We start from the raw sequence: 15,359 nt of genomic DNA on the forward strand, positions 1-15,359 counted from the left end.
GTTCGTCAGCAGCAACTTCGTTGTTTGTAATGGAAATCGACTGGCGGCACCCACTGTCCTGTCTATTTAGACGCATGACTGCATGGGCGGTTGTTCCGGACCCGGAAAAAAAATCCAGGACGACGGCATTCGGGTTGTTCGCAACGAAAAAGCGCAAAGCATCTTCAACGGCAAAAAGGCTCTTTGGGAAAGGAAACCGCCGATCTGGCAAGAGGCTACGGAGCAGTTTTGTGCCGCCTTGTTCCGCACTGTGAGACGGGATTCGCCACTGTGTTCCAGGAATAAACTGCGAATTATACTCCGAGTCATCTACTATGACAGAACCGTCAGGGGCACGCCCTACTACTGGGAAAATGCCCGCCTCGATCTTGTTAATACCACCTCGCTTGATGTAGGAGACCGACGTTTTTTCACGCCTCCATCGTCCGAGTTTAAGGTAGCCTTGGTTATAAAGGTTTCGAGCACTTTGTGCCCCAACCTGCCAATTGCCTTGTGTCCCGTCGCTGCGAATGGGCCAGATTGCTACTGTTCCCTCTGGGCACGGCTCGTTTGTGTGATCTTCACCGGAAAAAGTATCTCCAATCGAATGTATAACGGCATAATCATCGACCTGATAGGCAAAGATAGGGTAGAATTGATTTGGACGGTCTTCTCTTTGCGTGTGGCTCCCAGATCGCAAAAGCCCGTCCCAGCGCAGCTTTTCCGCACGGGTGTCTCGTGTAATCCGCCATTCGACAGGAAGAGGCAAGTCTGACGGCCCACACTCTCCGATAGAGACAAAGAAGAGGTACTCGTCGGTTCTTCTGAACGCCGATGCTCGTGCTGCACCGGAGGGGTTTATGACAGAACTAACCATCTGAATAGAGGCCTCGGGAAAGGTCTGTTCCAGCAAAAGACCAAGACGCAGATACTCCTTTTCATCAATAGTAACGATCAAACAAGACCTATTGGCGTTCAACAAATCCTTCGCAAGGTTCAACCGTCGTTCCATAAACGCCAGCCACTTTGAATGCCGATAAAGATCATCCCCCTCAACGTAATCGTTGTTGTACTTCCAGTCCTTAGCGCCTGTATTGTAGGGCGGGTCGATATAAATAACGTCGATCTTGCCGCGATGCGTGAAGGTCAAAGCCTCCAGTGCGTAAACGTTCTCACCATTGATTACGGTATGAAAGGGCTTGTCCCCGCCGCGCTCGACCTTTCCCGTGCTGACAAGACCGGGGTAGATGTAATCTCGGAACTCCGCGACGACCACGAGGTCGGCAACAGGTACCTCTTGCGTTTCCGGCTCTTCCGCGCCGATCAACTCAACAACAGCCTGACGCTCCGCGCCCTTCCCGGACAGGCTCCGCACTTTCCAAAGCCGCCGGTCGCCCTTCTTCGTCTCGCCACGCGGTGGCAGAACGCGCACCTTGTCACCCTTGCGCACGGGCCGGCCCGGCAACTCGACGCTCTCCGGACGGTGCCGCTCGAAATTAAGGCCGAATGAGCGGCGGGCGGACAGGACCTTGAATTCCCGCTCCAACTCCTGCCCAAAGCTCGGGTCCTTGGCTTTTGCCTGCGCAATCAGATCAGTGAGGCGTGACACGAACAATTCCTCTTCCGGCAAGAAAATCGGTGCGGGAGGTGGCGGCGGGGATCATGTGTCTTGGCCATCTTTCCCAAAACTTCCAGCGAGCCTGAGGGACAACTCAGGATGTGCTCCATGTTCCTGGACGAACCGGTGGATGGCCTGACGAATTACCCAAGACAGGGAAACATCACTTTTCTCGGCGATGGCTGTCAGGGCGGCGTAGTCCCCGTCATCGAGGCTCACCGTCAGTCGGGTGGTCTTGTTTCGGCGCTCGGACATTTCGGCTCCATGGAATCTGCCCAAGGGGTACAGCGCTTTGGACCGAACATCAACAAAGTGATGCAGTTCTCATCGCATACTTCTGGAGTAAGCGGATTTCACTGGATTGGCTCATGACGTGGACGGTAAGCCTACACGACTTCCGTCCCTACTCTGTTTTGGTGAGGGCACGGCGGCGGCCCTGTTCACGGGCATGGGCAAGGCCAGCGCGGGTACGCTCCCGTATCAACTCACGCTCAAATTCAGCCAGGGCTGCGAAGATACCGAATATCAACCGCCCTGCAGCGGTAGTGGTGTTATCCTGCACTCAGTCGGAATCTACCCCTTCGATATACACACGTGTCCGCTTGCGCAGATACTTCCCGGGCACGACACGGCGCCCCCCGGACTTCACAGTCAATGACAACACAATGGAATGTCAAAGCGCGTGAAACAGGGACCCATCTCGCAAGGCGGGACAGGAGACATGTATAACCACGAACAGGGGTGCAAATGAGTTTGGCGAGTGTTTGAGGGGTATTCCAAAAGTTTCTACGAGTTTCTAAAAGTTTCTACGTCGTACCCACCGGCAGGATAGAGGAGGTGGGCCCACCTCCTGTCCTCATTCGATGAGGATGCTTGTTCGCACGGCCGGGCCGTGCTCAACGCAAGCGTGAGCAACACAGGTGTTTTTACAGTCTGCCTTGCGTTTTTCAGGCCGGACGTCTGCCGGATCCAGAGGCGTTCCGGTGATGTTGAACAGCAATCGTCCGGGCATGCAGGGAACGGCAGAAAAATGCAGAGATTTGACAGGTCTCCACGATGCGTGGAAAGCAAGGCAACTGCTGGCGCAGGGGCATCCTCTGCACTGCAGAATGTGAGGCATGTTTAAGCCGCAAGCGTGGCGGGGGAAGAGTGCTCTTCTTTTTATCTAAGTACAAACCTTCCTGCCTGCACCGGGCGGCAGGCTATCATCAGCGAGATCTCGGCACGCCACATCCAGACCGCCCGAGAGCGGACCAAACAGAAAATCGGTGTGGCAGACATACCAGCCACCCTGAAGCGTGTTATTGACGGTGACACCGCCGTGATGTTGACCCCGGACGGTGAGAAGACTATGCGCTTCAAGGGGCTGGATACGTCCGAAATAACAGGAAAATGTGCCGCAGAGAAACGGGCCACCTTGCATGCAAAGGCGGCAAAGGAGCAGCTTCTGAGAAATGGAAGGATTACGCTGGAGAAACCGTCACGCGATAAATACAGGCGTGTAGCGGCTTTTGTGCTGGTTGACGGGCACCCGGTCCACGAGCTGTTGATCCGTACCGGACACAGTCATCCGTGTACGGGCGACAAGCGGCGCTGCTGGTGTCGATAATGCCGTCTGCACGGGGACATACTAAGAGAGAAGGTAGGCAATAATTTTGCAGGCAAGCCGCACACAGCAAATGTATACATACAGTCTTTCAAAGTGGGTAAAGCGGGCCTCAAGGCTTGTGAGCCTTTCCACGTGATGGTTGGCATGTCCACCGCTTTTTGTCTCTTTACGACGTGCGTTCATCGGAAATCCTCCGTTATTTTGTTGTGATGAGCAGACACGCCTTCGGACTGGCATCCAGGAGCCAGGTTTTTCAGAACAGACGTGTCGGGGGGCGCCGTTCATGGCACGAAAAGAGCAGGACCATTGACCGCGCTCTTCTTCTGGTAGGATACCTATTGAGCAAATTTGAAATCGTTCCAAATCGTCGCGCTTTAAATCCGTTCATGAACAATGCGTTAGCAGCGGATTGCGCAGAAATCTGGGATTTTCGGTTATGCACTCAGGTATGCATACGGAATCCGGCAGGGAGGTGGTCCTTGGAAATCACTCTTTCTCCTATAGGGGACGGTAATATTAGGTCATTGAAATAAAATGTATTTTTTTAGGGCAAAAAAAGGAGGAAGAAATCTTCCTCCAAGGCCCTTTTCCTGCCCCATTATACTGGGCGTCGATCCCGATGATCTTGCATCCCCATGAACGATGAAGCGTGTCAGACGTTGGCGGATCCTGCTCGCTCACCCTACAAAACAAACTTAAAAAATGCCTTTAAATAGCTTTTAACGCATCTGTTCCCGTCAATATAGAAACGCAAGTACACGAATAATTACAATGAATTACCATGCATACATGTCTTGCGATTGTCGCAACGCGCGAGTAATGTGACAATCTTTACGCGTTTCCGTATATGGATTGTTGCATGCGTTTCCGGATTGGTGTTCTCCTCGGTATGTCGTGGTTGCTGTGCACCGGCATTGGTTTTGTCCGGGCAGGCGAGGCGCTGGTCACAGATCCGGCTCAATCCATCCCCTGGGCAGAGATCTCGTCGGAGCGGGTGCAAAACTGGTGGGATCATAATCCACATAACCCTGACCCACCGCTGCCGGAAAGGATTGCCGGCCTGTTTGCGGATCATGCCGAACGGACCCATCCGTACGAGCGGGCGCACACGTTTTTTACCATCAATACCCTCTACACCCCTGACCCCTTTGTGTGGAGTTACACGGCGGCGTTTGCCAAACGTTTCCGCATGCCGGAACAATGGATTGACCCGGATCTTGACGGGGCCCTTGGCCTGGCCTTTCGCATGCGGGAACCGACCGTCTTCCGCTGTGGACTGAATGGCGATGAAGACAGGTGTGATACCCGCAAGATCTGTGAACTTGACCTGTACTATGACAACCGCATCGTCTTGCCGTGGAACACCCCGCACATTCGCCGCGACAACCTGATGCAGGGCGTGCATTCGGGCCTGTTTTTGTATGACCCGGAGTATAAGTACCGCAGCCTCAATCATCATTTCTACAAGCGGAACCCTGACGGAACACAACAGATGGGTCCGCTGGCCTCCGGCGGTCAATTATACGTAAACGGGCAACCCATCAGCTCGCCTGGAGAGGTGGCGCATTTTGACCAGGCCTTCGCCCCGGCCCTGGGGCTGATCAGCTGGCACGGGGTGTGCCCGAAACCGACCGAATCAGGCCCGGTGACACTGCCGTTTTTTGATGCGTCCGGGGCGCTGATGCACCAGGTCACGATCCCCCGACGCTGGATGCAGGAAGTTTATGCCCTGTGGAAGAAGGAGCACGCGGTTCCGGCCCATATGCCCCAAAAACCGCGTTGGGAGCAGGACCGCCTCGGGCGCATGCTGACCCTGTGGTGGAACCGTGCGTTTGACCCCCGGCCCGTATCGGACGGACCGCCCATTGATGATGAGCCCTATCAGAAGAACTTTACCTTCCGTGATCGAAAGCCGTTCATTCGCGATACCTGGATATGGGCCTACACGCGGGAATTTGCCGAACGCTTCCACATGCCCGAAGAGTGGATTGAGCCCGACCTGAAAGGGGCGCTGGCGGTGGCTTACCGCATGACCCCGCTGGGACGGCGATCTTGTGGCGCGGCCGCGGTTGAAGACCTCTGCGATCCGACCCTTTACGTGCAGAAGGACATTTATTACGACACCGCAACCACGCCGCTGCCGTGGATTTATGCCGATACCCGGCATGATAACCGCATTTACCTGATGACCTCGGCCTCGCTCCTGAAAGGGCCGGAAGTGCACGGCTATATCAGCCTGAACCGTTTCTTCTACAACGGAATGGGCCGCAAGGACCCCCATTTCAGGGAAAGATTCAAGGGGGATCTCTGGCGCGGAACCGGGATTTTCCACAGCTATGGCGATCCGGTGTTCTTTGACCGGGACTACCGCCCGGGGCTGGGGAGGTTCGTATCCTGCATCGCTTTGAAATCCCGCCCCGGCTGTGGGAACGCCTTTATCAGCTTTATGAAGCCAATGCCGCCGAACACTGGGCCCTGAACAAGGGACTGTGGAAGGTGGTCTCTGGTCACTGAATGTCACGTTGTCTGTGTTAACTCTTGAAAGGGGAAATTTCTATGTCAGCTTCATCACTCAGCACCACCACCCGCTCCCTCCTTGAGGACGCCTCGGAAACAGCCCCCGGACCCACCGCTGCCACGCTCCAGAATGCGGCCCGCGCCGCCAGCCTGATACAGGCGCTGGCTGATTGATGGCGGCGGGGATGATGTCTTTTTTCCGGAGGCGCCTTGTTCGCTGGATCATGGTTGCGACGCTGGTGTGGCTCGGGGTTACGCTCTTCCCGGTTGCAAAGAGAGCGGTCTGGATCTATCAAGAGATACGGGAATACAACGCCTGGGCCGAACAATTCCAGAAGGAACGCGGCGTTGATCCGCTGCCGGTGACCTTGCGTCACAAGGACACGCCCGAGGCCTGTTACGACCTGACCCATGGGGGGGTCCGCTACTGTTTGCCGCAGCAGCGGTTCAAGAGGATCAAGTTTGTGGACGCCCGTAACGGCTCAACAAGCCTGTATGGAGAATTCAGATCCCGGATTGCCGACCCGCAGGGATACGGAGATGGGAACATTCTTTTCTCGAAAGAAGTCAATCACCCAAAGTACAAGACCATTACCTACCCGGAATCTGTGCTCATCTCCAGATTTAACAGTAACATCGGGACAGAGGACTGGGGAAACCCGGATCTGATCCGCTCACTGACCGATGACCCCGCCCGGCAGGACCGATGGACCCAGGTAGATCCGGTGTATTGTACGGGCTGGGATAATGAACGTTGCTTTTCCTTTATCAGAAACCAGCGGATTTATGCGGAGGCCAGCATCAAGGACAACGCAAAATCCAGAATTTCCCCGTCTTCAGACTACAGGCTGGACGGCGATCTGAAGTACCAGGAACCAGGCAGCAATGTCTCTTACGACCTGTCCTACAGCAGTAATACCGGAACCGAAGACGACCTGATCGCAACCATGATGGCGCTGCTGGAAGAATTCCGGGCCATTGAACGCGCCGCCATCCTCGACTGACCCGTTACAGCCTTTTCTTTTTTACTCAACAGGGGATCGTTTCATGACCAACACCACATCAAAAACCATTGCCAAGGACGTTGTTGATAGCGCCAAACAGCTTCTGGACCAGGGGAAAACCCGCGAGGCCTGGCAAGCGCTGGCTGATGGCGGGGACAACTATGCTTGGAATGCCGTTCGCATCACCAATACCACCGGATCCAGCTTTACCCAGACTCTGGTGCGCAACCACTGGGACGAAACGGTCGGGCAGGAGACCTACGACCAGAAGTTTGAGGCTGTAGCCAAACAGCATCTGGCTGATTGATGGCGGCGGGGGTGGGTATGTCTTTCTTCCGAAGGCGTCTTGTGCGCTGGATCATGGTTGCGGCGCTGGTGTGGCTCGGGGTTACGCTCTTCCCGGTTGCAAAGAGAGCGGTCTGGATCTATCAAGAGATACGGGAATACAACGCCTGGGCGGAACAGTTCCAGAAGGAACGGGGCGTTGATCCGCTGCCGGTGACCTTGCGTCACAAGGGCACGCCCGCGGCCTGTTACGACCTGACCCATGGGGGGGTCCGCTACTGTTTGCCACAGCAGCGGTTGAAGGAGATCGATCTGGTGGATAATCGTCATGGAAAAACCGTGCTGTTTGTCGATTTCCGATCCCGGATAGCCGACCCCCAAGGATACGGCAAGGGAATGATTGATATTACCAAAGAGGTCCCCCCGCAGCAGGAGAGCGCCCTGACCCGCCCGGAAAGGTCACTGGTGATACGCTTCAACAGAAAGAACGGAACAGAAGACTGGGACAATCCAGCCCCGATCCGCCCGCTGGTCACAGACCCGGCCCGGCAGGACAAGTGGACACAGCTGGGTTCGGAGTATTGTAGGGGCTGGAATCATGAAAACTGCTTTGCCTTCATCAAAAACCAGCGGGTGCATGCGGTGGCTGACATCAAGGACCACACAAAAGACCGACCCCCACCGTCTTCAATCTACAGGTTATCTGGCGACCTGGAGTACCAGGAACCGGGGAGCAACGCATTTTATACATCGACCTACGGTGACAACACCGGAACCGAGGTGGATCTGGCGGCAACCATGATGGCGCTGCTGGAAGAATTCCGGGCCATTGAACGCGCCGCCATTCTTGACTGACCCGTTACAGCCTTTTCTTTTTTACTCAACAGGGGATCGTTTCATGACCAACACCACAACAAAAACCATTGCCAAGGACGTTGTTGATAGCGCCAAACAGCTGCTGGCCCAGGGCAAAACCCGCGATGCCTGGCAGGCGCTGGCTGATGGCGGGGACAACTATGCCTGGAATGCGGTTCGTATCACCGATGCAACTGGATCCAACAGCTTTACCCAGACGCTGGTGCGCAACCACTGGGACGAAACGGTCGGCAAGAACACCTACGACCAGAAGTTTGAGGCCGTGGCCAAACAGCATTGCAGCAATTATATCGAATTGATTGAGGCCGGTAATAAATACATCCTGCCCGAGTCAAGGTTTATTGAAGAGTCATACAAAAGTGCCCTGAAAAACAGTGGCGTTTCCCCGGAGGCGGCCATTGATGGCTATGTCAACACCCTGACCGGGGGTTTCGTTCCCTGGATGCGTGTGCTGGATATGTTTGATGGCGAGTGGAGCGATACACGTGACATTGATCCGTCCCGCATTAGTTCGGACATCGCCCTGGAAAGCGAAAAAGGCTGGCTTGGCGCGCTGGGAACTGTGACCAAGGTGGGGGCTGTGTCCACGGCAGAATGGACGTGGGAGGAATCCCGCCCGAGTTTCGAGACATTCGGGAAAGTCGCCCAGTTGATCGAGCAGCATCACCGTTTGACCTGGGGGCCGGATGGGTCCTCCCCGGATCCGCGCATCAGCCTGAACACCAACCCCGCTACCGGGGCGATGACGCTGACGGGTACCCGGGATGCCGGATACGGGCAGGTGAAGAGCAGTATGGTGTTTGACCGCACCGGTGTGAGTGCCCGCCATGATCTGGAGATTGATGGGACAAGCACACGCCTGTCTGATCAGGCGGTACGTGACATTGCGGCGGCCGGTGGGCCGCAGTCGGTGCTGTTTGTCAACAAGGGGCGGGCAGAGAAAGCCCTGGAAAGCTTCAGGTATGATCTTTCCGATGGCTGGGCGCGTGGGCTTGGTGATGACTTTGCGTCGCTTGACACCCAGACCATGCGGGTGGGCAGCAACGATTACCTGTTCCTGGACCGCAAGGCCACGCCGGCGGTCTCGTTCAGCGAGAGCCGTGTACTGGGTGAGCTCTCCACGCCCCAGCTCAATGCCTATATCAGCAATGCCAATCATATCATCGGCGGGGCCAAAAACCATATCTCGCCCCTGGTGCTTGACCTCGACGGGGACGGGGTTGAACTGACCCACGCCTATGACCGCACCGTTTACTTTGATATCGACAACGATGGCCAGGCAGAACGGGTTGGCTGGGTCAAGGCCGATGACGGCATGCTGGCCCTGGACCGTAATGAAAACGGCAACATTGATGATATTACCGAGCTGTATGGCGATGATGTCATGCCGGCCTATGACAAGCTGCGTCAGCACGATGCCAACAAGGACGGAAAGATCGATGCGAACGATCCGGACTATGCCAAACTGCGGGTGTGGCGTGACCTGAACCAGAATGGCCTGACCGAGGCCGGCGAGCTGAAAACCCTGCCGGAAACGAATGTCCAGAGCCTGAACCTGAACGAAAAGCCCGAAGATCGCTGGCAGCACGAGAACTATATCTCGGCCTCCTCCACTTATACCAAGGTCGGGGGGCAGACCGGAACCATGGTGGACGCTCATTTCCTGAATGATAACGCCGACAGCTGGTACAAGGGGGCGCATGGAGAAAAGTTCGGGGCCGAGGTCAAGATCAACCTGGAAGCCCTGCTGCTGCCGCAATCACGCGGCTATGGTCTGATGAAATCGATGCATCTGGCGCTGAACGACAATCCCGAATTGATGGCGATGATGCGCACCCTGGCCAGCCTGAAGCCGGACCATCTGGGGGATGCGCCGCGACTGGTCGAGGACATTCTGCTGGAATGGGCCGGGGTACGGGGCAATAATCCGACGGCTCGTGCCGAATATACGGGCAGCAATATTGATGCCCGCCATGTGGACTTTATGGAACAGTTCACCGGTGTCATGTGGCTGCAGCGCGGTCTGACACATATAGTGGGTGAAAATGCATCGGTCGGGATCAAGAAGGCATGGGGCAACATCGAAGCGGTGATGACGGCGCGCTTTCTGGTCCAGGGTCCGCTGGCCCACCTGTTCCCGGAGGCAAAGTATAACTTTGCGACCGATACGGTCGAACTGAATGCATCGCTGTCTTCCATTCTGGACCGGGCGCGCCGCCATGCCTCCTCCCTGGATGAGGACGGGGCAGAGCGTTTCTGGATAGAAATGGGGAACATCCTGATTGTCTCAAAGGGCGAGCTGGGGGTTGACGTTGACACCATCAACAACAGCATCACGTCCACTTTCGGTCACGATCTGTTTCTGGCGGAAAAGTCGGTTCTGGCTGCTGATGGCGTGATCTATACCGGCAAAGACACGACCCCCGATCATCTGAAGCTGTCGGTGCGTGTGGGGGATGCGGCAGACAACACCATCAAGGGTAGCGATCGTGGTGACCTTGTCTTTGCCGAAGGGGGCGCGGATACCATCGATGGCCGTGGCGGGGATGACTACCTGAATGGTGGGGCCGGTCATGACCGGATATCCGGTGGGGCCGGCTATGACCGTCTTGTCGGGGGCGATGGCGACGACGTCCTCAACGGGGACGAAGACGGTGACCATCTGGATGGCGGTGCCGGGCGTGACACCCTGATCGGCGGGGGCGGGGATGACACTCTCGCTGGAGGTGCTGATGCCGATGACCTGGACGGCGGAGACGGTGAGGATAAACTGAGCGGTTGGTCCGAGACCGGGGGCGTTTACATCAATCTGGCAACCGGGGAGGCTGCTGGCGGTGATATGCGTGGGGATACATTCCGTAACTTTGAACATATTGGCGGATCAGACTTCTCCGATACCCTGGTCGGGGATGCCAACGCCAACGTCCTGAACGGTGAACGTGGGGATGACGAGCTGTACGGTGGGGACGGCGACGATACCCTGTTCGGCGCTGATGGCCGTGACATCCTGCACGGTGAAGCCGGGGATGACACGCTCATGGGCGCTGACGGGGCGGAGGTGATGATCGGGGGGAGCGGTATCGATACGGTTTCCTATGCTCATCCGTACAATACAAAAGGCGTGGTGGCTGATTTATCGATTGGTCGTGGTTCGGCCGGCAGTGCCGCCGGTGACACCTACGACGGGATCGAAAACCTGACCGGAACCGTAGGCGGACATGATGTGTTGATCGGAGATGATCAGGATAATGTGCTCTGTGGTCTGGGTGGACTCGATGTCCTGCGGGGAGAAGGCGGGAATGATACGCTGGTAAGCTCCTGGGGATTAGAACATCTTTATGGAGGATCTGGATCGGATCGGTTTGTTTTTACATCTGTGAATTCCATTACTTTTCTCAGAAAGGACTTGGCCAGCCCGGATCCCGTGAAAAACAAGAGTAATGAAAATTCTTTTACATTCGAGATAAATGACAAGCACGCTTTTGTTCATGACTTTGACCTCAGTGATCACAACGAAAAACTTGACATCTCAAGACAAGAGCTGAACGAGGTGGTTGTGCGTCAGAGTGGCACTGACACGGTGATTGAATTGGAGGGTGGACGATATCTAGTTCTTGTAGGCGTTGAGGCAAGAGACTTAACTGCTGCTCACATGGTTCTACCTCCCAATATCGTCGATATTACACGCGGAACACCTCTTGCTGATGAAAACATAACATTGGCAGGGGCTTCCGTCGGAACATTTTCAAGTATGATACTAGATGAATTAGATGTAAAAAACACTTATGATAAGAAATCAGCATCAGGACTTCCAGATCATCCCAATGTACACATTATGGGTAAAGGTAATGACATCGTTCGTGCCAGTAAATATGAATTTGACCATATTTTCATAGCTCGTAACACAGGGGATGTTGATACGATTCATGATTTTGATAACTTTGATCGATTTGTGGTCCATATACCAGGGGTGGACCTTTCCAGGCAGCGCCCAGGTGAAGACTGTTCTTATAGATTTTCAGATGGAGATTCTCGCGTACATAAGTCAGTAACAAACAAAAGTGCTTTAATTGATATTACTCAATTTACGAATATACGCGGTCTTTCCGATATACGAATAACGCAGTCTGGGAACGACACGGTTCTTGATCTTGGAAATAACCAAAAAATTATTTTAGAAGACTACCATAATGGAAAGAGCATTTTTGAATATGGGAAGAAAATTTCAACCGGTAGTTACGGATCAGTATTTATGTCACGGCAATATGAAATTAAAGAAAGCAGCTTTAAATTCTACAGTGGCGTTTTAAGTGGCACAAATGAAGATGAAGATCTTGTTGGTGACAATGGAATTAATAATATATCTGGTCATGGGGGTTCTGATACTCTCGAAGGCCGTGGAAACAATGACACTCTCTATGGTGGATCTGGAAACGATACCTTAAAGGGGGGGAGTGGATCTGATACCTTAACCGGTGGTGATGACAGTGACATCTACGTGATTGCTGCAGACGGAGGTAGCACTGACACCATAACCGACTTCGAGTATTGGCGCAGTGAAGAGTGGATTGACCTTACAGAATTTCAGGGAACCCTACCAACATTCGAAGATGTAAAAAGATATCTTTCACAACGAGGCGAAGACACTCACCTTAATCTGGGGAATGGACAAACCCTTATCCTGGAAAAAGTACAGATTGAGAACCTTCAAGAATCGAATTTTCGCTGGGGTCAGAATGGGGACAAGTTAAAAACAGAGGAAATTATAGTTCCTCCCAACTCCGCCAATGGTGGAGAAGAACACCTTTATATCTCCACTGAGCCAGGCGCGCTTAGAGTTACAGCGGGAAACGGGATAGTCGAATATGGTAGTCATATCGATGATAAAATTTTAATAATGGGAGCTGGCTGCACGGTTTATGGTGGATCTGGAAATGATAAAATTGAATCATTATTGGGCGGTAATAGTATTTATGGTGGGTTAGGCAATGATATCATCATAGCAAGGAGCGGATATAACAGGATTTATGGTGGGCCTGGCGATGATATGATGATTGCATTCAAAGGCAACAACCATTACGCATACGATCGAGATTCCTATGGTAGGGATCTCATCTTTTACTTCAACCATGATAAAGGTGATCGTATTAGATACTCAGCTGCAGCTGACGAAACTCCTATTACATATAGCGCAAACGGTCCGCGCAAATATTCTGCATGGATTGAAAACGGGGACCTTATTCATATTGATATAGACGGTGATGCTTTTCAGGATATTACAATCATGTCCTTGGTGAGCGAAACTAACTTCAGAGAAGGCAGCCTCATTCTATATAAAGAATATGACCAGGCTTTGGTTCTCTAGAACATTGAGCTGACAGCTCTGCAGAAAGACGACTTCCGTTGGAGCCAGTTCGATCTGATCTAGGGGAAACGCCTCCCGACAGGGCCTGCTTGAAACAGGCCCTGTCGGCTGCTCCGTCGATGATATCGAGGCTCGGAAATGGGACGGGCAGCCGGATCTTGTTCTGCTACGGCTGTTGCAACCTTTTGAGATCTGATTGGTTTTCATTTCTGCCAACCCGTCCATCGGGTTCGGGCGCAACGCGGAAAAACCGCCACAGGACTGCAGAAAAATCCTGAGAGAGAGTGAGCCGGATAACTATCTTCAAAGGATCACAATCGCTATGGAAAAGACCACAGAAACCGTTGAAACCAAGGTAACGACTGCCGAGGATCCTGTTAAGGCTGAACGGGCGCGCACCACAGCCATTATTGACCTCGGGCGGCAGTACAAAGCCGAAGCCCTGGCCGGTCAAGCCGTAATAGCGAACCACAGCGTCGATGAGTTCAGAGACGACCTTTTGAAGCATATTGCGTCTGGCTCCAGTCCGGCCCTTGATGTGCGCTCCAGCCCGACAGTCGGGCTGACCGAGAAAGAATGTCGGTCGTTCAGCATAATCCGGGCCATGCGTGCACTGACATATCCGGAAAACCACGATATCCGCGAGGCAGCCTCTTTCGAGCTTGAGGTAAGCCGGGCTGCCGCGAAGGCCATGGGGAAATGGACCAGCGGAATCATAGTTCCCCATGAAATTCTTGGTCTTGCACTCAACACATCAGAGGGCGGCGTTGCCCCGGGCAATACAAACGTTTATCAGATTACCACCGATTGCAAGAACCAGTCGTTCACGCAGACACTGCGCGACCAGAGCATTGCTATGCGCCTTGGTACATTGATGCAAGGCTTGGTGGATAATATGGAAATCCCGGTTTCGGGGATAACGGGCTACTGGCTAAAGGAAAGCCAGAATGCACCAAAGACGGTCCCTTCATACAGTTCAAAGACACTCACGCCACGGAGAATTGGGGCTCTGATGCCGATCACACGCCGCCAGCTTATACCATCCAGCCTCGAGGCCGAGGCCCTGATTCGCACCGACCTGGCCGCTGCTATCGGTGAAACAATCGACAGGGCAGTCTTTTACGGTACAGGCGGCAAAGACCCTTGCGGACTGTCCCGTACTGACGGGGTCAATCTCGTTCGCTTGGCCAGCCCCGGCAAACCCACATATGACGAGCTGATAGAGATGGAATCCGTGATTGCGGCTGCAAGCGCGGCGACCAAGGGAATGGCCTACGTCTTGTCCAGCCGCGCCCGGGGCTGGTTGAAGACGGCCCAGAAATTCGAGGGAACGAACGGCGCACCAATCTGGGAGCCGGGCGATACCGTCAATGGCTATCGCGCCGAAACGGCAAACCAGGTTGAGCCCAATGATATCTTTCTTGGCAATTTCGCTGACCTGATGATCGGCATGTGGGGCGGGCTTGAAATCACGGTGACCAAGAGTGCCAGCGGCGGGATTCGGGTCATTGCGTTCCAGGATTGTGATTTCCTCGTCCGAAGGCCCGAATCATTCTGCCTGGCCCGCTGATTTGGTGACCAGCTTGAATGGAGGAAAAGATGACGGAAGAGACCGGGGCGGTCTGCTTGCCTTGAAACAAGCGTACTTACCTGACGGGTTTCCGTTCCTAGTCCATCCTGCTGAGGCGCGGGTCTGACGAAAAGGCGTCCCGATCAAAAGCCAAGTATATCTGTGGGAACTCACAAAGAGCCTGAACCCCGACGTGACTCAGCAGGATCCGCCATGTCTGGAAATGTGCCGGTTGCGGGTCAACACAACCAAGTTGGTATGTTTTTTACGGAACCTGCGGCGGGGCACCCATCGAAGTTATCCGGCAGTACATCGAGCAACAGCAGACGCCCCATTAGCACCGCATAGGACGCCGTTGGCGTCAGCGCTATCCTTCCCCGCCCCCGATCAGCGCTTGGCCGCCAGGACGTGATTTCTACCTAAGGGCACCGTATCTTCTCATATGGATTTTGTGTGGAAATACTGGCGCTGGACATGGTTCTCCTGTCATGGGACCGGGGCCCTTCCCTACTTGACGCGTACGGCAATTAGCCGTA

10 protein-coding genes and 1 pseudogene are annotated in these 15,359 nt (G+C 54.2%); 8 read left to right on the forward strand and 3 right to left on the reverse strand.

Features of this window, described 5'->3' with window-relative positions; genetic code table 11:
• The 3 genes and pseudogenes from HEQ72_RS10850 to HEQ72_RS11825 form a co-directional block, all read right to left on the reverse strand.
• Positions 1 to 1,588: site-specific DNA-methyltransferase (locus HEQ72_RS10850; protein WP_168023387.1), on the reverse strand; the 1,588-nt coding region annotated here is incomplete at its 3' end.
• Positions 1,589 to 1,639: 51 nt separating this feature from the next.
• Positions 1,640 to 1,852, reverse strand: a complete 213-nt coding sequence (locus tag HEQ72_RS10855; protein ID WP_168023379.1) for a ribbon-helix-helix protein, CopG family — start codon at positions 1,850 to 1,852, stop codon at positions 1,640 to 1,642.
• A 151-nt stretch (positions 1,853 to 2,003) separates the two neighbouring features.
• Positions 2,004 to 2,156, reverse strand: a pseudogene (locus HEQ72_RS11825) (recombinase family protein); the annotation flags it as partial.
• A gap of 711 nt (positions 2,157 to 2,867) precedes the next feature.
• On the opposite strand from HEQ72_RS11825, the gene HEQ72_RS10865 reads away from it, so the two are divergent.
• The 8 genes from HEQ72_RS10865 (at position 2,868) to HEQ72_RS10895 (ending at position 14,823) form a co-directional block, all read left to right on the forward strand.
• The gene (locus HEQ72_RS10865) at positions 2,868 to 3,206 is read left to right on the forward strand and encodes a thermonuclease family protein (protein WP_168023380.1); all 339 of its coding nucleotides are present in this window, start codon (positions 2,868 to 2,870) and stop codon (positions 3,204 to 3,206) included.
• An 859-nt stretch (positions 3,207 to 4,065) separates the two neighbouring features.
• Complete coding sequence (locus tag HEQ72_RS10870; protein ID WP_168023381.1) at positions 4,066 to 5,685, forward strand: hypothetical protein; 1,620 nt, start codon at positions 4,066 to 4,068, stop codon at positions 5,683 to 5,685.
• 77 nt (positions 5,686 to 5,762) lie between these two features.
• The gene (locus HEQ72_RS11645) at positions 5,763 to 5,897 is read left to right on the forward strand and encodes a hypothetical protein (RefSeq protein ID WP_272487549.1); all 135 of its coding nucleotides are present in this window, start codon (positions 5,763 to 5,765) and stop codon (positions 5,895 to 5,897) included.
• An 11-nt stretch (positions 5,898 to 5,908) separates the two neighbouring features.
• Entirely contained in the window at positions 5,909 to 6,727 is an 819-nt protein-coding gene (locus HEQ72_RS10875; protein WP_168023382.1) for a hypothetical protein, read from the forward strand.
• Positions 6,728 to 6,770: 43 nt separating this feature from the next.
• Positions 6,771 to 7,034 (forward strand): hypothetical protein, encoded by a 264-nt coding sequence (locus tag HEQ72_RS10880; protein WP_168023383.1) that lies wholly within the window; start codon positions 6,771 to 6,773, stop codon positions 7,032 to 7,034.
• A 17-nt stretch (positions 7,035 to 7,051) separates the two neighbouring features.
• Positions 7,052 to 7,867 (forward strand): hypothetical protein, encoded by an 816-nt coding sequence (locus HEQ72_RS10885; protein ID WP_168023384.1) that lies wholly within the window; start codon positions 7,052 to 7,054, stop codon positions 7,865 to 7,867.
• A gap of 43 nt (positions 7,868 to 7,910) precedes the next feature.
• Positions 7,911 to 13,253 carry a calcium-binding protein gene (locus HEQ72_RS10890; protein ID WP_168023385.1) on the forward strand — a complete coding sequence of 1,781 codons (5,343 nt, stop codon included), beginning with the start codon at positions 7,911 to 7,913 and terminating at the stop codon, positions 13,251 to 13,253.
• 322 nt (positions 13,254 to 13,575) lie between these two features.
• Positions 13,576 to 14,823, forward strand: coding sequence for a phage major capsid protein (locus HEQ72_RS10895; RefSeq protein WP_168023386.1), 1,248 nt, complete (start codon positions 13,576 to 13,578; stop codon positions 14,821 to 14,823).
• Positions 14,824 to 15,359 lie beyond the last annotated feature (536 nt).

The organism is Haematospirillum sp. 15-248, from assembly GCF_012102665.1.
In the GTDB taxonomy this organism is placed as follows: Bacteria; Pseudomonadota; Alphaproteobacteria; order Rhodospirillales; family Rhodospirillaceae; genus Haematospirillum.

Coding starts and splice junctions, on each gene's coding strand:
- HEQ72_RS10855 (WP_168023379.1), bottom strand. CDS start 1,852: ATGTCCGAGCGCCGAAACAAGACCACCCGACTGACGGTGAGCCTCGAT.
- HEQ72_RS10870 (WP_168023381.1), top strand. CDS start 4,066: ATGCGTTTCCGGATTGGTGTTCTCCTCGGTATGTCGTGGTTGCTGTGC.
- HEQ72_RS11645 (WP_272487549.1), top strand. CDS start 5,763: ATGTCAGCTTCATCACTCAGCACCACCACCCGCTCCCTCCTTGAGGAC.
- HEQ72_RS10875 (WP_168023382.1), top strand. CDS start 5,909: ATGATGTCTTTTTTCCGGAGGCGCCTTGTTCGCTGGATCATGGTTGCG.
- HEQ72_RS10880 (WP_168023383.1), top strand. CDS start 6,771: ATGACCAACACCACATCAAAAACCATTGCCAAGGACGTTGTTGATAGC.
- HEQ72_RS10885 (WP_168023384.1), top strand. CDS start 7,052: ATGTCTTTCTTCCGAAGGCGTCTTGTGCGCTGGATCATGGTTGCGGCG.
- HEQ72_RS10890 (WP_168023385.1), top strand. CDS start 7,911: ATGACCAACACCACAACAAAAACCATTGCCAAGGACGTTGTTGATAGC.
- HEQ72_RS10895 (WP_168023386.1), top strand. CDS start 13,576: ATGGAAAAGACCACAGAAACCGTTGAAACCAAGGTAACGACTGCCGAG.